We start from the raw sequence: 19390 nt of genomic DNA, 5'->3' as shown, positions 1-19390 counted from the left end.
TGTCATGTTTATTATAGATAATCACCATAAAAACACGACATTTAACCTTGCTGTGGATTTAAGTATAGATGAGTATTGTCAGTATGGAAGCAAAATTTCTTAGAAAAAATGTTTAAAAATGTATCAAGCTTTGCTCTAAATAGGCTAGATAATTGTTAGTTAAACAGATTATTTTCAGATATTTTTTTAAGTTCAGCCGTTATTTTTTCAACAGGCATCGGGCGAGCAATGAAGTAACCTTGCCCATAATCTACGCCGATATCTTTTAGCGCTAAAAATATCTCTTGATTTTCAACATATTCAGCAACAGAGCGTTTATCAAGGGAACGGCTAATATCATTAATTGCTTTTACCAGCGCTAAATCGATTGGGTCGTTCAGCATGTCGCGAACAAATGAACCATCAATTTTTACATGTTGAGCCGGTAATTGTTTAAGGTAGTTGAAGGTACTAAAGCCTGTACCAAAGTCATCAATTGAGAAGTGACACCCTAAGCCGTTCAAACGCTCGATCATGGCACGGGTTGCAACGAGGTTATTAATACTCGCAGACTCTGTGATCTCAAAAATGATACGTGTTGGTTCAACAGCATATTCTTTTAAGCTCGACTCTATATGAGGCAGTAAGCGTTCATCTAAAAACGACTGTGCTGATAAGTTAATTGCTATTTGATTGAGCTCCGGGTACTCGGCAACACTCTTAATTGCATTACGAATAACACATTGATCCATTAAAAATGTATCATTTAGAAGTTCAAGAGCTGGGATAAATTGATTTGGGTAAACAATTTCATCGTTTAATTTTAAGCGTAATAGCGCTTCAAAATAGGCAACATGGCCGCGCTTAAAGTCCCAAATAGGCTGATAGTGAAGCTCGATAGCATCGTGCTGTAATGCCTGACGAATACTGTGCCCCCACTCTAAACCCGCTTGTAAGCTATTGTGGCTGGAGTCTTCTTTAGAGTAGCAATGAACGAGGTTACGTCCTAAGCTTTTTGCTACATAAAGAGCGATATCAGCTTGTTTTAAGCATTCACTTGGATCGTTATTTTGCTCAGTGATTTGTGTTAAACCAATTGAACAGCTAATTGAGTACTCTTGGCCTTCTGAATGAAAACGGTGTTTTTCAATCGCCATGCAAATGCTTTCTGCAACCAAGTGTGCATCGAGTAGGTTCGTATTTTTTAAGATCACGGCGAATTCATCACCACCGATGCGACACACTAAGTGCTCATCACTGATATTCGCTGTAAATAACTGAGCAACTTCTTTTAGAACGATGTCGCCTTGTTGGTGACCTTTACTGTCGTTGATGATTTTAAAGTGATCTAAGTCGATATAAATCAGCGCATGCTCGGTATCGTTACTGGTGTACTTGGCCTTACAAATACGTTGTAATTGTTGGTCAAAGTAATAACGGTTATGCAGCTCTGTGAGCGTATCGTGCAAGGCTAAATGACGAAGTTGCAGCTCTGCCTGTTTACGCTCATGAATGTTATCGATAGTGGCGGTAATAGTCGCTGAGTTTTGGCTATTTTTTATTAGTTGTAAGCGACATTCAACCCAAATGGCATTACCATTTTTATGTTTTAGCTGGATCTCTACCTGTTGCTGTTGCTCACCACCAAGCAAAATACGCTGAATGGTATCTTGTAGCTTTGTTTTGCACTCAGGTAAGCAAAAGTCTGTTAGTGACTTTGCTAAACTAGATTTAATGCCATAGCCCGTTAAATGCTCCCAAGCTGGGTTAATAAAGCGAATATTACCCTCTTGGTTAAACTCAAGTACCACCGTATTTAGGTGTAATAAAATACGTTGGTGGGCAGAAAACAGCTCTTTATAACGGCTTTGACTTTGGCTTAGTTGTTCTACTTTTTGTGCAAACTCTGCGTAGCTCACCATGAAATCTTCACGACGAGCAGCGTGGTCACACACTTTGCTTAATAACGAGTGATCGTAAGGGGCGCGAATAAAATCAGTAACGCCAGAAAGTAACAACTGCTCCGCGTAATCTGCATCATTGTTATCAATGATGGTTACAATCGCTTGTTTTGGGTTGTGTTGTAATATTTCGCTAATTAACCCAGCTGCGGTATCAGAATGAGACTCGGTGGCGTCAATCAATACAATGGCAAATTTTTGTTGTAAAAAAGTAGCTAGCGTCGCTTTTGTAGACGTGGTGTGAGTAATAGCAAAACTGAGTTTAAGCTGCTCGCTAATATCTTTTGCTTTGCGACTATCGGTTTCAAGTAGCAATAAATTGAGGCGGCTACTTTTTTCAAGATGGGTTGATAACACGTTGGCTAACATTTGCGGCAGCATATCTTGGCGTTCAAATGGCAATACGGCATCAATGCCATAGCTGCGAGCCGTGGTTTCGGCTATACGTTCACAATAAATTGGTGGAGTAAGTAAAATAGGTGTGTTTTTTGGTGTTTTTAATAACCCTGAACGGATCATGCGCGAAAAACGCCAACCATCAATCTTACCAACCTCAAGACCGGTAATGATAATATCCACTGGGTGGCTTTTAAGAATTTTTAGCGCATCTTGAGAGTCACTGGCTTCGATAAACGTGAAGACATTAAGTTTGTTTAATGTGGTCTTAATTGTTTCACGCTCAGCAACGCTTGCGTTTAAAATTAGCAGTTTCAACTGCTTTGCCATGGCGCTACTACCTCTTACCTAACCCATGTTTATTGAATAGGCTAGAATAATGACATTTTGCCTAATCTACAAGCAAACTTTACCTAAAAGCGGTTAATAAGCACTTAAGTGTGTAAACCTGTAAACGGCCATTCACTTGGTCTAGGGCTTTGCTTGAGGTAGTAGGCGTATCAGAGTAAACTTGGCGCGTTTTTATTAATGAGAGATATGCTCTATGCGCGTAGCTGATTTTAGCTTTGACCTTCCTGATGAATTAATTGCTCGTTTTCCGAAAGCAGATCGAACTAGCAGTCGTTTACTGACGCTTGATGGCCCATCAGGGCAAGTTGAGCATAAAGTATTTAGTGATATTTTATCGCTCGTTAATGAAAATGACTTATTAGTTTTTAATAACACCAAAGTGATCCCTGCTCGCATGTTTGGGCAAAAAGAATCAGGCGGTAAGCTTGAGGTGTTAGTAGAGCGTGTACTTGACGAACACCGTGTGCTTGCGCATGTACGAGCTAGTAAATCGCCAAAACCAGGCTCAAAAATCATTCTAGAAGGTAAAGCAGAAGCAACCATGGTTGCGCGTCATGGCGAGCTTTTTGAGCTTGAATTTGCCAAAGACGAAAATGTACTCGATATCCTAAACGACATCGGTCATATGCCATTACCACCTTATATTGACCGCCCTGATAATGAGTCAGATCGTGAGCGTTATCAAACTGTTTATGGTGAAAAGCCAGGTGCCGTAGCCGCGCCAACAGCTGGCCTGCATTTTGATGATAAATTAATGGCAGCCTTAAAAGACAAGGGCATTAACATGGCCTTTGTGACCTTGCACGTGGGCGCTGGTACATTCCAGCCTGTGCGCGTTGACTCAGTTGATGAGCATGTTATGCACTCAGAGTACATCGAAGTACCAGATGAAGTGGTTAAAGCGGTAGCCGAAACGAAAGCAAAAGGTGGTCGTGTAATCGCTGTAGGGACTACATCAGTCCGCTCATTAGAGTCAGCAGCTAAAGTGCACGGCGGCAAACTAGATACTTACTTTGGCGATACCGATATCTTTATTTATCCGGGTTATCAGTTCAATGTGGTTGATGCCATGGTGACAAACTTCCATTTACCTGAATCAACGTTAATCATGTTAGTCAGTGCCTTTGCAGGCCAAGAGAACATAATGGGTGCTTACCATACGGCTATTGAGCAGAAGTATCGCTTCTTTAGTTATGGTGATGCGATGTTCTTAACGCGCAAATAACGTTAAAAAGCCCAGTTTTTGAACTGGGCTTTTTATTTTCGAATTTAGCTCAATTAATAGTAATAAACCTGCAAACAGGGTAGAATCGAGCGGTTAAATTATAGCTTGTTGGACTGTTTTTCCGACACTGAGGATAATATGAAATTTGAATTAGACCGCACTGACGGTAAAGCGCGCCGCGGCCGCTTGATTTTTGAACGTGGTGTTGTAGAAACGCCAGCATTTATGCCGGTAGGTACTTACGGTACTGTAAAAGGTATGACGCCTGACGAAGTGAAAGATACTGGTGCACAAATTTGCCTAGGTAACACTTTCCACTTAATGCTGCGTCCTGGTACAGAAATCATTAAGCAGCACGGTGACTTACACGACTTTATGAATTGGGATCGTCCAATCCTAACTGATTCAGGCGGTTTCCAAGTATTCAGCTTAGGCGCAATGCGTAAAATCACAGAAGAAGGCGTGATGTTCAGCTCACCCGTTAATGGTGAAAAAATCATGCTTTCGCCAGAAAAAGCGATGCAAGTTCAGCGTGATCTAGGCTCTGACATCGTGATGATCTTTGACGAATGTACGCCATACCCTGCGACTGAAAAAGAAGCGAAAGATTCTATGGAGTTGTCACTTCGTTGGGCTAAACGCTCAAAAGAAGGTCATGGTGATAACCCAGCTGCGCTGTTTGGTATTATCCAAGGTGGTATGTACCCTGAGCTTCGTGCACAATCGCAAAAAGGCCTAGAAGAAATCGGCTTTGATGGTTATGCATTAGGTGGTTTATCGGTTGGTGAGCCGAAAAACGAGATGATCAACATTCTTGACCACTGTGCTTACAAAATGCCTGAAGACAAGCCTCGTTACTTAATGGGCGTTGGTAAACCAGAAGACTTAGTTGAAGCGGTTCGCCGTGGTATCGATATGTTTGACTGTGTGATGCCTACGCGTAACGCACGTAATGGTCATTTATTCGTAACTGGCGGCATTGTTAAAATTCGTAATGCAGTACATAAAACAGACACCGGTCCATTGGATCCTGAGTGTGATTGTCATACGTGTAAAAACTATTCACGTGCATACTTGCATCATCTTGATAAATGTAATGAAATCTTAGGCGCACGTCTAAACACGATTCACAACTTACGTTATTATCAACGCGTGATGGAAGGCTTACGTAATGCCATCAGTAATGGCAAACTAGACGAATTTGTTGCAGATTTTTATGCACGCCGCGGCCAAGAAGTGCCAGAGCTTGCAGATACATCAGATTAAATTTTTAGAAAAATTAAAGAGGAAGTGAAATGAGTTTATTCATCTCAAACGCCCACGCAAGTGCGGCAGGTGCAGCACCAGCGGGTGGTGGCATGGAAATGCTAATCATGTTGGGTATTTTCGGTCTGGTATTTTATTTCTTAATCTACCGTCCACAAGCTAAGCGTGTAAAAGAGCATAAAGCCCTAATGAGCGCAATGGCGAAAGGCGACGAAGTACTAACGCAAGGTGGTTTAGTAGGTAAGATTGCTAAAATCGCTGATGACAAAGACTTCATCGTGATTTCATTAAACGACCAAGCAGAAGTAACAGTACAAAAATCAGCTGTTTCTGCAGTATTGCCAAAAGGCACTATGAAGTCGCTATAACAATAAAAATAAGGACTCACACGTGTTAAACAAGTTTCCATTATGGAAGTATTTACTTGTTCTTGTAGTGTTAGTCGTTGGTATTTTATATGCCTCTCCTAACTTGTATGGCCGAGACCCGGCCATACAAGTATCGGGCACTAAAGGTACTGATGCTGACCTCAGCGTACTCGATAAAGTAAATGCGACTCTCAAAGAACATAACGTTACTGTTAAATCAAGCAAACTTGAAGATGGACAAATCCTCGTTCGTTTTAAGAATGTTGAAGACCAACTAAAAGCGCAAGATCTACTGCGTGATTCCCTTAGTGAAGATTATATCTCGGCAATCAATATGGCACCTGCTCAACCAGAGTGGTTAAAGTCACTGGGTGGTAACCCAATGAAACTAGGCCTAGATTTAAGCGGTGGTGTTCACTTTACTATGGAAATCGACATGGCGACGGCGGTTGATACTCAGCTTGAGCAAATGGAACAAGATTTCAAAAGTGACTTACGTGAAGAAAAACTACGTTATCGCACTATTCGCCGTGTAGCGAACAGTGAGCGATTACGTGTTGAAATGCGTAACGAAGAAGATAAAAGCGCAGCAGAGCGTTTCTTATCAACACGTTACCCATTAAACGTATACGTTGATGATAGCAGCAGCGACAATGCTTTTTACGTGAGCATGAGCGAGCAAAAGCTAAAAGAAATTCGTGACTACGCTATCAAACAAAACGAAACGATTATCCGTAACCGTATTAACCAAATCGGTGTTGCAGAGCCTAACGTACAGCGTCAAGGTGCTGAGCGTATCATCGTGCAACTTCCGGGTGTACAAGATACAGCGCGTGCTAAAGAGATTCTGGGTGCAACAGCAACTCTAGAATTCCGCGAAGTTGACGAAAACGCAGATGCAAGTGCAGCCCTGCAAGGCCGTTTACCGCCAGGTACAGAAATGATCATGGCGCGTGAAGGTTACCCTGTGGTACTTAAGCAACGCATCATTCTTGAAGGTAGCCATATCACTGGCGCGCAATCAGGTATGGATGAGTATCAACGTCCACAAGTTAGCATTACGCTAGACAGCAAAGGTGGCGCAAAAATGAATGCGTTCACTAAGCGTGCTATCGGTAAACGCATGGCAACGGTATTTATCGAATACAAGCCATCAGGTAAAACAGATGAAAACGGTAAAGCACTTCCACCAATTAAAGTTGAAGAAGTGATTAACGTAGCGACGATTCAAGCGCGTCTTGACCGTTCATTCCGTATTACTGGTATCGATAACCCAGCTGAAGCACATAACCTAAGCCTATTACTTCGTGCCGGTGCACTTGTGGCGCCAATTCAAATCGTTGAAGAGCGCACAGTAGGTCCAAGCTTAGGTCAAGAAAACATTGAAGCAGGTATGACAGCGGTTGTGCTTGGTTTTGTGTTTGTTCTTGTATTTATGCTTTTCTATTACAAAGGTTTCGGCATGGTGGCAAATTTGGCACTGGGCGCAAACTTAGTATTAATTGTGGGTGTGATGTCGCTTATTCCAGGTGCAGCGTTAACGCTACCGGGTATTGCAGGTATCGTATTAACCGTCGGTATGGCCGTTGATGCCAACGTACTTATCTTCGAGCGTATTCGTGAAGAACTTGCTGATGGCCGTAGTCCACAACAGGCCGTTCACTTTGGTTACGACAGCGCGTTTAGCACAATTTTAGATGCTAACATCACAACGCTTATCGCAGCAGTGATCCTATTTGCAGTGGGTACTGGTCCTATAGCTGGTTTCGCGGTAACGCTAGCGATTGGTATTATCACCTCTATGTTTACAGCTATTGTTGGTACCCGAGCGGTAATCAACTTATTCATTGGCGGTAAACGTATTGATAAGTTGTCGATTTAGGAGTCAGCATGCAAATTTTAAAACTCGGTGGTAAAACACTCCCGTTTATGAAGTTAAGAAAGTTTGCCATGACATTATCAACTTTGTTGATTTTGGCTTCTTTCGTGTCGTTTTTTACTAAAGGCTTAAATTTTGGTCTCGACTTCACTGGCGGTACCGCTGTTGAGGTAGGCTTTACACAAGCACCTGATCTTAAAGAAGTACGTGATGCAATCACTGAAAGTGGCTTTGAAGATTTTTCGGTGCAACTGTTTGGCTCAAGTAAAGAAATTTTAGTGCGTCTTGCTCCGCAAGGTCCTGGCGTAAAAGCAGAAGTAATTGGTAACCAAATCATTACGGCATTACAAAAAGTTGAGTCGACAGTAGAAATGCGTCGTATCGAATTTGTTGGCCCAAGTGTTGGTGAAGATCTAAAAGAGCAGGGTGGCCTTGCCATGTTAACTGCACTTATCTGTATCTTAATTTACGTTGCGTTTCGTTTTGAATGGCGTTTTGCGGTAGGTGCGGTTTCAGCACTATTACATGACGTTATCATCACATTAGGCTTATTCTCAGTACTTGGCCTAGAGTTTGACTTAACGATTCTTGCGGCGATTTTGGCGGTAATAGGTTACTCACTGAACGATACTATCGTTGTATCTGACCGTATCCGTGAAAACTTCCGTAAAGTACGTATTGATGACACGATTGAAATTATTGATATCTCATTAACGCAAACGTTAAACCGTACCCTAGTAACATCAATCACCACTATTCTAGTATTGATTGCGTTATTTGGCTGGGGTGGTCAAACGATCCACGGTTTCGCAACGGCATTACTGTTTGGTGTGTTCATCGGTACTTATTCATCTGTTTATGTTGCTTCAGCTGTAGCAATTGCAATGGGTGTAAGTAAAGAAGACTTAATTCCAGAAGTAATTGAAAAAGAAGGTGCGGATCTCGATCCTATGCCTTAATAAGTGATACAAAAAGAAACCGCCCTAGGGCGGTTTTTTTATTTTTAAACTTACTCTGCCTGATACTACTTGGCCTTATAACTACTTAGCACCGCTTCCATAATCTGCTCTATCGCTACTCCCGCATAAAGTTTGCTGATGTAATATTTATACTCATTACAAAATGATTCGTTCTCAATAATTGAGCCGAAAATGCTCGGTTGCTCGAGAAAAGCGAGTGATGATATTCGTGATGCATGAGCTGCCTGCTGTAATGTTTCAGCCATATCATCGATAACCTCTAAAGGCTGACCTTGTTGAGACGAATGCGTGTCGCTGTATAAGCACCAAGCTGCAATCACTAAATTAGCAATCGCAGTATTTCCACCAATTTTAAGGTTCTCTACTATCGTAGGTACTAAAAAGGTGGAGACTTTACTTGCGCTTTGAGAACAAATTCGTGCAAGGCTATCCTTGATGTTAGGGTTTGCAAATCGAGCTATCAGTGTTCGCTTATAATCACTTAGATCAATACCAGGTACGTCATCTAAAATCGGTGTTACTTCGTTATCCATGAAGTTACTTACCACTGTAGCAAATAAGGGATCTGAAATTGTTTGCTCTATGGTTTGATAGCCACGCAAAGATCCGAGTATTCCCATAACAGTATGGCTTGCATTTAATAAGCGAATTTTCATGGTTTCATAAGGCGTTACATCATTGACTATTTGCGCACCTACTTTCTCCCAAGCTGGGCGTTGTTGACAAAATTTATCCTCGATGACCCATTGGTGAAAAGGCTCACACGTGACAGGCCATGAATCAATCACTCCCAGCTGTTCTGCTAGAGCAATATCTTTATCTGTGGTTGCAGGCGTAATACGGTCGACCATTGCATTAGGGAAGCTAACTTGATTTGCGACCCAATCAGCAAGCTCTGAGTCATATGAACTAATGTAAGTAACTAACATTTTTCGTATGACATCACCGTTGTGTTGAACATTATCACAAGACTGAACTGTAAACGGTTTTTGACCACTCTTTCTGCGGCGATCTAAAGCAGCAGCAAGGTAGCCAAAAATCAGCTTTGGCTTGTTTGGGTTTGCTAAGTCATGTTGTATATCGGGGTTTGAAAAATCGAACTCGCCGGTTGATGGATCATAGTTATAACCCCCTTCGGTTATTGTTAATGAAACAATCTGGGTTTCCTCAGCGGCCATTTTATTTATAACAGCTTCTGGATCATCTGGCGCTAAGAGAAAATCGGTTAAACAGCCAATTATTTGCGTATCAGTTTTGCCATTTGGGTGCTTTACCAATAGTGAGTACAGATAATCTTGTGCTTCTAAAGATTGTTTTATAGCCCGATCAGCCTCGCGTAAGCCTATACCGCAAATGCCCCAACTTAGATCGCCAGTATGGTTGATGTAGTTATCAGTATAGAAAGCTTGATGAGAGCGGTGAAACCCGCCCACACCAACATGGACAATCCCAGCTTTTAGTGATTGTCGGTTATAACGCGGCACTGATATAGATGTAGGAAAAGAGCTCAGTGTTGAGTTATTTAAAGAAAGTGCGCTCATGTTTTGCCCCCGAGCAGTTAAACGGCTGAAAATTGTTTTTTACGCTGCATAGCCCAATACGCACTCGCGAAGTAAATGATGGTACAAGCGAATCCACTATTGAAAAATAACGTTCTATTGTGTTCATAGGAAGCAACATCTGGTGAGTTGAACATGGCATTTGCTGCTAGCACCACAGTAACACCTAGACTTAACCAAGCAACCGCAGTGAGTACTTTGGTTAACAGGCGCTGATCAAGAATAAATGCTGGCTCATTGGCTGCTTGTTCGGCGTGAAATCTTTCTACTTTTTTATCAAAATTAGCTAGCTCTGCTTCTTCTTCAGGATACTTCTGCGCAGCGCCATTGCGTTTTGCTAATAAAATATATACGACAATACTGAATACCCAAGTTGGTAAGAAAAGGTAGTAGAATGGGATTATATTGATCGCGTTTAGTGTAAATCCGAACACTAGGCCAAGTGCCCACGCAATAACAGCCGCAGAGCTATGCTCAAGCTTTTTGTAGGTGACCCAATAACGAGTTAGACCTATCTTTGGAAATAAAAAATGTTCAGCAAAAACGATAGCGCCAACAGGTACGACTAAAAGTCCTGCGTATGTAAGAAGTGGCAGTAGCTTAGTAAATACAAATGGAAAGCAAGCAATTAAAACAGTAACAATGCCCACTAAAAATGTCGTTCTGGTACGCGAAAGGTTACTAAATATAGCTTGTGCAGCAAGACCAGCTCGGTATAAGTTTGCATTTGCTGTAGTCCAACCTGCTACAATAACAATAACTAACCCAGATAACCCAAGTGCATGGAACGCAACATCGCCAGGATCTAGCTCAGTAATCGACTTTTTCACCAAAACTGCTGTACCCGCACCCATAATACCTGCAGAGATCCAAGCGATATAGTGACCAAATAACATACCGGCTGATGTGCATAAGCCATAGCTTTTTTTCTTCGCGTAACGCAGCAGAGCCATGTCTATTAAACCAAAGTGAGTGATGGTGTTTGCTGCCCAAGAGAAACCAATGACTTCTAATAGTCCTATGCCTGGCTCACCATTGGCATCTAACCCAGTCCATACAGAGACACTGCCAATGTGCATGAAGTCTCCCCAACTCGAGACAGAGGTTTCACCAATGACCGAATTGGCAAGTTCAGGCATGAGTACTAATGGACCGCTGATGAACATAACAAATAACCACGGAGCACAAATACCTGAGAATTGCGATACAGCGTTAAAACCATACATAGCAACCAATACAACGATAATGCCTACGGCAAGAACGACCATGACAAACCATGCGTTTGTTGGATACCAATTTAATTGCGCGGGAATATCAAGTGCAAAGCGAACAGCCGTTGCAGAAACGGTGATCATAGCAGCAGAAATAACCGTAAAGATTATGACGTTCGCCCAGTTATATAACCGGGTCATTGAGTTTCCTGCTATTTTTTGAAGGTAAGTATATAGACTCAGGCGTGTTTCAACAGCAATTGGGGTGGTGATTAGTGTCCAGCTTAGCACGGCGAGAATATTACCAATTAGCAAGCCAAGCAAAATATCCGTCATGGTTGCGCCAAGTGCGACAAAGGTTGCGCCAAATACAAATTCAGTAGCAGCAACATGCTCTCCTGCGTATAAACCTAAAAAATGTCTCCATCCTTTGAGCTTATGTTTTGCAATAGGTAATTGCTCTTCTTCTATATGGTTTAGGTCTTTATGATTAGTATTCATAAGTAACGATCCCAGTACTTTTTAGGCATGCTGATTTGTAAGCAAATAGCTTAACTGCATCTTTATTTATGTGTTCATTGTTTAACACTAAAACTTTTTATTAGATAAATAGAAAATTTCAAAAATCAACACGCCCATGATTGTTGTCATTGAGTATTTACATAAAGTAAATCTTCCTGTTTGGGCAAATGGGTTGCACGTGGGCATAATCCTATTTTGATTGCTGTTTGTCAATGTTAATGAATCAGTCTATTTAATCGGCTGATTGTCATTAATAAGTCGAAGTAATTGCTCTTGTTCTGGAATTAAAGCTTCATCAAATCAATCTTGATAAAGTTGTTATTTTTTAGTTGGTTATGCGGGTGTTTAATTTTTCCTGAAATGGTGTTCATATGAAAGAGGATTAGTTTTATCCATTTTAATTTCTCTTTCACAGATTCTAATTTCTTTTAATTAGAATTTGAGCTCTATTTTTTGATGTTGACAAATATATTCTGTATTAGGAATATGCTCATGTTTATGTCATTTGCTCTTTCCTGGGCGTTGAATACTAAGATGTTGATCAGCTAGGGCAAATTAAAATGGAGAACACGCATATGAACACAAATCAACAACCAAAGTTTTGTCGTACATGGAAAGGGGAAAGTGAACGCTATTTAAACGTCGCTCGGCTTAAATCTATCGCAGCCATTATGTTGCTGTATTCTCAGTCAGGTTATGCAGATGAAAGTTTTGATGTTCACAGCCATCTAAGTGGCGGTTGGTTAGGGGCAAGAGATAAGCTAGCAGAGCAAGGTGTGGATGTTCGCTTAGGCTACTTCAGTCAAACAGCTCACAACTTAAAAGGGGGAGAAAGTACAGAAACGGCTTATGCCGATCAGTTTTTTGCCGGTGGCTACTTTAATTTAGAAAAATTGCTTAATTGGTCGGGTGCCGAATTTAAGGTGGAGCTTACCAACCGTAATGGCGAGCTTATTAATGAAAAAGCAAACCTGCCAGTTTTGCTGCAGTCGCAACAAATTTATGGTCGTGGCAATGTAACGCGTTTAACTCAATTCTCTCTAACTCAGCATTTATTTGAAGATCAACTTAGCATTAAAGTGGGTCGAATTTACCCAAGTGCTGATTTTTTTGCCATGAGTTGTGCCTTTCAGCACCTAACATTTTGCAGTGGTGGCTCATCCAATTATTTGAGTAGTAGTTGGTATGGTGACCCCCTTAGTGCACTAGGCGTGCAACTAACATACAAAGTCACTGATAATTTGCTTCTTAAACTAGGCAGTTATGATGCAAACCCTGCAACCATGTCATTAAATCAAGGGTTAAAATTAACAACATCAGGGGAGGTTAACGGCACGACCTTGGTAGGTGAGTTGGAATATAAACGCCAATACAAGAATGGGTTAGATGGAGATTATCGATTTGGCGTTGTCCGCAGCAGTTTAGATAAAACTAAATTAGTCAATAATGCGGGTTACCCTGCTGGCACGACAAGTGATATGGTCGCTATAGAAGATACTGATAATGCATTTTATTTTAATATTGAACAACAGTTAACTCGAAATAGTTCTGGAGGTGGCTTACGTATCTTTGCGAGTATGATTCACGCAGATCAAAGTGTCAGCGCTATAGGCGAAGTTTTGGCTTTTGGCGGATATATTGATGCACCTTTAGTTAGTAGACCACACGACCGTATTGGTTTTGCAGTGGGCCGAAACAGTGTGAGTAATGAGCTTAATGATGCTCAGCGCTTTTATAACGCGAATTTTTCAGATGATGAAGTAATCGTAAGAGACCATGAGTACCCGATTGAGTTAAATTATAACTATGTTGTTACCCCAGCAATACAGTTAATGCCTAGTATTCAGTATATCATCGACCCTAATGGTGATAATGATGCTGAGAATGCATTGATTGCAGGTTTGCAGCTAAATTTAAATTTTTAGTTAAAGCTTAAACCGACGTTATTTGGCAGCGAGTGCACGACTTTTGTTGTGCCGCTGAGAAGGGCTTGCGGTTATTGTCTCTTTGTGAAATACATAGGCACCTCACTAATATTTAACAAAATTAAGTAAGGTGTCTTGTTAGTTTAGAGTGTGAACCCTAAAATTGTTATTCATGACAGATTATGTATAGAATAGCCGCTGAATAGCTGATTTTTCTAATCATTTACCTCATTTATTGTTCAAACAGGCGTATAAAATGGCTTCAATTCCTAGCAATGATAATCAAAAATTAGAGGAAGCAGCGAGGGCTGGCTGGCTCTACTATGTTGCTGGTAAAACACAAGATGAAATAGCTAAGCAACTTAATACGTCTCGCCAATCTGCGCAAAGGCTTGTTGCTTTAGCAGTATCTCAAGGGTTAATAAAAGTACGATTAGAACATCCAATTCGACGCTGTATGGAGCTTGCTGATGCGCTACAAAATCGATACGGTTTGCTTAGTTGTGAAGTGGTGCCTAGCGAGAGTAACGATATTAATTCTACCATTGGCTTGGCTCAAGCGGGTGCCGCAGAAATTGAAAGACAACTAAAGCAGCGCCATGCAAAAATCATTGCGTTTGGTACTGGAAGAGTGTTGCGCGCATGCGCAGAAGAGCTACCTACTATGCAATGCCCACACCATCGTATTGTATCTTTAGTTGGAAATATTGCTCAGGATGGCTCAGCAAGTCGCTATGAAGTAGCTATTCATGTTGCAGAAAGGGTTGGTGCGCAACATTTCCCTATGCCAGTTCCAGTTATAGCAGAATCTGAAGCTGATAAAGCAGGTTGGCAGCAATTAACGCATGTTAAAAATGTACATCAACTGGCATCACAAGCGGATGTTTCATTTGTTGGTGTTGGAGATTTAGGAATAAATTCTCCTCTTCATTTAGACGGCTTTATTACTCGACATGAACTAGCTGCGCTTGACGCTATTGGTGCAACAGGTGAAGTAATTAGCTGGATTTTCGATAGTGAAGGTCATCTCGTCGAATCAGAAATAAATAATCGCGTGACGAGTGCGGTACTTTCTCCATCCAATGATAAACGTGTTATTGGGATTGCTGCGGGTGACAGTAAAGTGCCAGCCATTGCAGGAGCGATCGAATCAGGAATGATCAATAGTCTCATTACAAATGAACTAACAGCAGAAGCACTGTTGCTGAGGTAAGTCTTGGTATGACTAAACTGACTAAATTGGTAACAAGTGACAGTTTTACAGCTGTTTATGATTTTTAAAAACGAGTCTAACTATACTCTCGGAGACATTATGAAACACCTGATGTTTAGCGTGTTTATACTTTTAATGCTCAGTGCTTGTGAAGATAAGCCAGAGCCAAAACAGACAGAAGTACAGCAAACACCTGAGGTAACACTTCAGCAGCAGTTCGACAGCTACCAAGGTTTAGCTTGGCAAGTTGTAGAGGCACTACAGAACCAATCAGCTGCTCAGCAATTACAAGACCTGACGTTCAAGTTAATTACTTCATCAACAGGTTTGTTTTTAAACCTAAAAGCACAATTGCCAGAGTGTGAGGCAAGTTTGCATGCGCTGGCAGACGCAACAGAGTTTCAACAACAAAGTGATGACGCAGATGCATTGCAGAATGAAATGACAATTAATGTAGAGCCAGAACTACCTGAGTTTGCGGCGCCAAGCTGTTATCACGCACAGCAGTTATTACTTAATCCACTTGCAGTTTATAAATTAGCGCAACAAGCTGATTTAGCACAGAGTGATTACCAAAAAGCTAAATTGAAAATGACAGATAGTTTTGCCCGCATTAAGCAACTTGAGCTCATCACCGCTATTGAGTAATCTGCACTCGTCATAGCCTTGCCATAAAATTGTCATACAAGGTTGATAATTTACCCACCTATTTGTATTACTAACGCTAGGTGTAAGGTGAACGCACAACTACAGCAGATCTTAGATAACAGTGCAATTGAGACCTTGTTTCAACCTATCTTTGATATTTCTAATCAACATATTTTGGGCTATGAGGCATTAAGCCGCGGCCCAAAAGGGTCTGAATTAGAAATGCCGAGTGCATTATTCAGCGCAGCAATTGCTTGCCATAAGATCTCTGAATTGGAGCTACTTTGCCGCAGTAGAGCAATTGAGAACTTTGTGAAACTCAATTTACAAGGCAAGTTATTCTTAAATGTAAGCCCTAAAACCTTACTCGACCCTTGCCATCCTAAAGGTGAAACATTACACCTAGTTGAACACTTTGGCCTTGCAACTAACCGGGTCGTTATTGAGGTTACAGAACAAGAAAAAGTCGATGATGGTTTTTTATTGTTAAAAACCATTGCTCATTATCGTGAGTTAGGTTTTTCGATTGCTATTGATGACTTAGGGGCTGGCTATTCTGGCTTAAAGCAATGGTCTGAGTTATGTCCTGAGTTTGTAAAAATAGACCGCTACTTTATCGACCACTGCGATCAGAGTGTGGTTAAAAAAGAGTTTTTAAAGTCAATTATAGAGCTTGCAAAAGCCACCAATACGCAAGTTATCGCAGAAGGCATAGAACGGGCAGAGGAGCTTCGTTTACTCGAAAGCTTAGGTGTGCAACATGCACAAGGCTTTTTACTTGAAAGGCCGAGCTTACAGCCAAGTTACGAAATAAATATTCACTGCTTAAAGCACTTAGAGTCATCAGATAATAGCAATACTTTTGAGCAGTCTATGGCGATTGGTTGGTTGGCGGTCGAGCACGCCAGCATAGAAGCAACAACCCGCTGTAAAGATGCCCACAGTATCTTTGAGCAAGATAAAACGCTAACTAGTCTTGCCGTATTAGAGCACAATATTCCTGTTGGTTTATTACACCGAGATCAACTCACTGAAGTGTTTGCTGCTCCCTATGGCCATGCACTTTATGATAAGCAGCCAGTTACTTCTTTAATGGATAAACAGCCGTTAATCGTTGACGAAAACGAGTTACTCGATACGGTGAGTCAGCAAATTACCGAGTTTGAGTTTGATATTCGACGCCATATTGTGATCACTCGAAATGGTGAATACTTAGGTTTGGCGCCATTGCGTAATATCTTAAAACACATTACCGAAGAAAAAATCCGCCATGCACAACATGCCAACCCGCTGACTATGCTGCCGGGTAATGTCGCGATTAACGAAGCAATTGAGCTGAGACTTCGTAATAACTATCCGTTCTCACTCGCATACGTTGATTTAAACCACTTCAAACAATTCAATGACCTGTACGGTTATGCCAGTGGTGACAGCGTTATAAAATTACTTGCTGAAGTCATCGTCGAGGCCTGTAGTACTAGCAAAGGGTTTGTCGGGCACATTGGCGGTGATGACTTTATGGTGGTGTTTGATAAAAATGATGCAGAGCAAGTTTGCCATAACATTATTAGTAAGTTTGAGCTGCAGTCTCGGGCCTTTTTCACACCAGAACATATTGAGCAAGGGGGTTATTGGGCAAGCAATCGAGAAGGTAAAAAGCAGTTTGTGCCACTGCTTACATTATCAATCGGTTTAGTTAAGCCTGATTTAGAGCTATGTATTAACAGCCACCAAGTCGCAGCGCTGGCAACTGATGCGAAAAAAGAGGCCAAACGTTATCAGAGTAGCCACTTGTTTGTATGTAAACGTAGCCGGCCAGCCCCCGCAGTGGTACGTTTAAGCAGCCATAAAGATGAAGCGATATCTGCCCGCTCATGAAGAAATTTTAAGTTTGCTTAATTTTACTTGTGTCCCTGTTTAACTGGGTGTAGCTTAAAAAAAACACAATAAACAAAATAACAATGAAGCGACTATGTAGTGCAATCCTAGTATTGCTAAGCCTAGGATACAGCCTTACCACAGAAGCTAAAAATGTGGTCAATTTAGCGATTGAACAACGCCCACTTTATAAACGCGATTATTACCTTCATGAATTGCTGGCAGCGGCTTTACGCGCCAGTAATTATCAAGCAGAAATCAACGAAGTTCTGGTTCACCCTCATCAACAGCGCACTTTGCTGATGCTCGATGAAAAGCAGGCCGATGTGTTTTGGAGTATGACAAGCCCCGAGCGAGAACACCTTGCAATAGCAGTCAAAGTATCTCTGTTTAAAGGCTACATTGGTAAACGCGCATTACTCACTAAACGAGCGTTTCTACCGCGTTTTAAAGATGTAAAAACGAAACAAGATTTAGCGCAGTTTAGTGCCATTCAAGGCCATGATTGGCCTGATACAAAAATCCTTGCGCAAAACGGCTTAACAGTCAGGCCACTGGCAAATTATCAAGCGATGTTTAACTTAGTGATTAGAGGGCGAGTAGATTATTTTCCACGTTCGTTTATTGAAGTCATGTCTGAAATTGAACAAATCAAAAGTGACGAGCTGGTTATAGTGCCTAACCTTTATATTAGTTATCCAACAGCATTTTACTTTTTTGTCAGTAACCACAAGCCTGAACTAGCTGAGGTATTATTAAAAGGGCTCAACACGATGAAAAGCTCGGGCGAATTTGAGCAATTATTTGCCAGTTACTTTGCTGAAGACTTAGCTAAGTTGCCATTTAAAGAAGGTGAAGTCATAGAGATAAAACTCGACAACGATTATTTTCAGCCACAAAAAAAGGAGCCTTAGCTCCTTTTTTGCATTTTTACATTACAACCGCTATTAGCGAAGTAGTGACTCAGTTAACACTGGGCGAATTTCACGAATGATCGCTTGAGTTAACTTAGGTGCACCACAAATGATGTTGCCGCTTTGGTTGTAGTTAATACCACCTGCGAAATCAACAACCATACCGCCCGCTTCTTTAACTAAAAGCTCGCCTGCTGCTGTGTCCCATGGCTTAAGGCCAATTTCAAAGAAACCATCAACACGACCCGCTGCAACATAAGCCATATCTAATGCAGCAGAACCTGCACGGCGGATATCAGCAGTGTGCACGAAAAGTGCTTTAAACGCTTCAGAGTATGCGTCTAAGTGGTGCTTTTGTTTGAATGGGAAACCAGTTGCGAGTACAGAACCAGCTAATTCGTTAGTTTTAGTTACGCGTAAACGCTTGCTGTTAAGCTGTGCGCCTTGACCACGAGAAGCAGTGAATAATTCACCACGGATAGGGTCATAGATAACAGCTTGGTCTAAACGACCTTTAACTTTAAGTGCAATAGATACTGCGAAATGAGGGATACCCTTGATGAAGTTAGTAGTGCCATCAAGTGGGTCTACAATCCATTGGTAATCTGCATCTTTACCTTTATGCTCACCTAGCTCTTCACCTACGATAGTGTGATCTGGGTAAGATTTTAAAATAGTGTCACGAATTGCGGCTTCAGCTTCTTTGTCGATGTTAGTCACTAAGTCGTTAGTGCCTTTTTGTTGTACATCAACTTTTGATAAGTCTTCACTTGCGCGAAGTAAAATTTTGCCTGCGTTACGCGCAGCGCGAACCGCAATGTTTAACATTGGATGCATAGCATTACCTTTGGGTTGTAAAAGAACGAATATATTTAAGCCGGCGTATTCTAGCGATTTCTAGCGTAAAGTAAACAATAAACTCGAATAAATTAGGTTGTTTTTTGTACGATTCTGATTTTGTTATTGATTTAATTTCAGAAGAAGGGGTTAGTGGTCAGCCGTCAGCCGTCAGCCGTCAGCCGTCAGATCTGACCCCGATAAAGTAGCGTCGGGGTTTAAATATCTATAGTTTTCGATATAGAAATATTAAGGGGGCGTGTTCGAATAAGAATCAT

14 protein-coding genes are annotated in these 19390 nt (G+C 41.4%); 10 read left to right on the top strand and 4 right to left on the bottom strand.

Annotated features, from left to right (window positions below):
- Positions 1-155: 155 nt before the first annotated feature.
- Entirely contained in the window at positions 156-2666 is a 2511-nt protein-coding gene (locus tag CWB80_RS02810; RefSeq protein WP_054552484.1) for a two-component system response regulator, read from the bottom strand.
- A gap of 214 nt (positions 2667-2880) precedes the next feature.
- On the opposite strand from CWB80_RS02810, the gene queA reads away from it, so the two are divergent.
- The 5 genes from queA (at position 2881) to secF (ending at position 8384) form a co-directional block, all read left to right on the top strand.
- Positions 2881-3912, top strand: a complete 1032-nt coding sequence (gene queA / locus CWB80_RS02805; RefSeq protein WP_054552485.1) for a tRNA preQ1(34) S-adenosylmethionine ribosyltransferase-isomerase QueA — start codon at positions 2881-2883, stop codon at positions 3910-3912.
- A 138-nt stretch (positions 3913-4050) separates the two neighbouring features.
- Positions 4051-5178 carry a tRNA guanosine(34) transglycosylase Tgt gene (gene tgt, locus CWB80_RS02800; RefSeq protein WP_058583935.1) on the top strand — a complete coding sequence of 376 codons (1128 nt, stop codon included), beginning with the start codon at positions 4051-4053 and terminating at the stop codon, positions 5176-5178.
- Between the two features lie 29 nt (positions 5179-5207).
- Complete coding sequence (gene yajC, locus CWB80_RS02795; protein ID WP_036973302.1) at positions 5208-5546, top strand: preprotein translocase subunit YajC; 339 nt, start codon at positions 5208-5210, stop codon at positions 5544-5546.
- 22 nt (positions 5547-5568) lie between these two features.
- Positions 5569-7428, top strand: a complete 1860-nt coding sequence (gene secD / locus CWB80_RS02790) for a protein translocase subunit SecD (RefSeq protein WP_138600193.1) — start codon at positions 5569-5571, stop codon at positions 7426-7428.
- An 8-nt stretch (positions 7429-7436) separates the two neighbouring features.
- Positions 7437-8384, top strand: coding sequence for a protein translocase subunit SecF (gene secF / locus CWB80_RS02785; RefSeq protein WP_063528501.1), 948 nt, complete (start codon positions 7437-7439; stop codon positions 8382-8384).
- Between the two features lie 65 nt (positions 8385-8449).
- On the opposite strand, the gene CWB80_RS02780 is transcribed toward secF, so the two are convergent.
- A complete protein-coding gene (locus tag CWB80_RS02780) occupies positions 8450-9946 on the bottom strand; it encodes a mannitol dehydrogenase family protein (RefSeq protein ID WP_138600195.1) in 1497 nt (498 codons plus the stop codon).
- Positions 9947-9963: 17 nt separating this feature from the next.
- Positions 9964-11676 carry a purine-cytosine permease family protein gene (locus CWB80_RS02775; RefSeq protein WP_138600197.1) on the bottom strand — a complete coding sequence of 571 codons (1713 nt, stop codon included), beginning with the start codon at positions 11674-11676 and terminating at the stop codon, positions 9964-9966.
- Positions 11677-12272: 596 nt separating this feature from the next.
- Here CWB80_RS02775 and CWB80_RS02770 point away from each other — a divergent pair.
- The 5 genes from CWB80_RS02770 (at position 12273) to CWB80_RS02750 (ending at position 18275) form a co-directional block, all read left to right on the top strand.
- Positions 12273-13622, top strand: coding sequence for a carbohydrate porin (locus tag CWB80_RS02770; RefSeq protein ID WP_171041482.1), 1350 nt, complete (start codon positions 12273-12275; stop codon positions 13620-13622).
- Between the two features lie 256 nt (positions 13623-13878).
- A complete protein-coding gene (locus CWB80_RS02765) occupies positions 13879-14835 on the top strand; it encodes a sugar-binding transcriptional regulator (RefSeq protein ID WP_138600201.1) in 957 nt (318 codons plus the stop codon).
- A gap of 99 nt (positions 14836-14934) precedes the next feature.
- A complete protein-coding gene (locus CWB80_RS02760) occupies positions 14935-15483 on the top strand; it encodes a hypothetical protein (RefSeq protein WP_138600203.1) in 549 nt (182 codons plus the stop codon).
- Between the two features lie 87 nt (positions 15484-15570).
- Positions 15571-17361, top strand: coding sequence for a GGDEF domain-containing protein (locus CWB80_RS02755; RefSeq protein WP_054552494.1), 1791 nt, complete (start codon positions 15571-15573; stop codon positions 17359-17361).
- 83 nt (positions 17362-17444) lie between these two features.
- Entirely contained in the window at positions 17445-18275 is an 831-nt protein-coding gene (locus CWB80_RS02750) for a substrate-binding periplasmic protein (RefSeq protein ID WP_054552495.1), read from the top strand.
- 33 nt (positions 18276-18308) lie between these two features.
- On the opposite strand, the gene suhB is transcribed toward CWB80_RS02750, so the two are convergent.
- A complete protein-coding gene (gene suhB / locus CWB80_RS02745) occupies positions 18309-19112 on the bottom strand; it encodes an inositol-1-monophosphatase (RefSeq protein WP_054552496.1) in 804 nt (267 codons plus the stop codon).
- Between the last annotated feature and the right edge of the window lie 278 nt (positions 19113-19390).

The organism is Pseudoalteromonas sp. S1650, from assembly GCF_005887195.1.
GTDB lineage: Bacteria > Pseudomonadota > Gammaproteobacteria > Enterobacterales > Alteromonadaceae > Pseudoalteromonas > Pseudoalteromonas simplex.
The sequence above is the reverse complement of the archived record's forward strand: the minus strand, read 5'-3'. Positions and strand labels throughout refer to the sequence as shown.

Bases quoted from the DNA above. Each gene is read 5' to 3' on its own strand.
- CWB80_RS02810 (WP_054552484.1), bottom strand. From the start codon at position 2,666: ATGGCAAAGCAGTTGAAACTGCTAATTTTAAACGCAAGCGTTGCTGAG.
- queA (WP_054552485.1), top strand. From the start codon at position 2,881: ATGCGCGTAGCTGATTTTAGCTTTGACCTTCCTGATGAATTAATTGCT.
- tgt (WP_058583935.1), top strand. From the start codon at position 4,051: ATGAAATTTGAATTAGACCGCACTGACGGTAAAGCGCGCCGCGGCCGC.
- yajC (WP_036973302.1), top strand. From the start codon at position 5,208: ATGAGTTTATTCATCTCAAACGCCCACGCAAGTGCGGCAGGTGCAGCA.
- secF (WP_063528501.1), top strand. From the start codon at position 7,437: ATGCAAATTTTAAAACTCGGTGGTAAAACACTCCCGTTTATGAAGTTA.
- CWB80_RS02780 (WP_138600195.1), bottom strand. From the start codon at position 9,946: ATGAGCGCACTTTCTTTAAATAACTCAACACTGAGCTCTTTTCCTACA.
- CWB80_RS02775 (WP_138600197.1), bottom strand. From the start codon at position 11,676: ATGAATACTAATCATAAAGACCTAAACCATATAGAAGAAGAGCAATTA.
- CWB80_RS02770 (WP_171041482.1), top strand. From the start codon at position 12,273: ATGAACACAAATCAACAACCAAAGTTTTGTCGTACATGGAAAGGGGAA.
- CWB80_RS02765 (WP_138600201.1), top strand. From the start codon at position 13,879: ATGGCTTCAATTCCTAGCAATGATAATCAAAAATTAGAGGAAGCAGCG.
- CWB80_RS02760 (WP_138600203.1), top strand. From the start codon at position 14,935: ATGAAACACCTGATGTTTAGCGTGTTTATACTTTTAATGCTCAGTGCT.
- CWB80_RS02750 (WP_054552495.1), top strand. From the start codon at position 17,445: ATGAAGCGACTATGTAGTGCAATCCTAGTATTGCTAAGCCTAGGATAC.
- suhB (WP_054552496.1), bottom strand. From the start codon at position 19,112: ATGCATCCAATGTTAAACATTGCGGTTCGCGCTGCGCGTAACGCAGGC.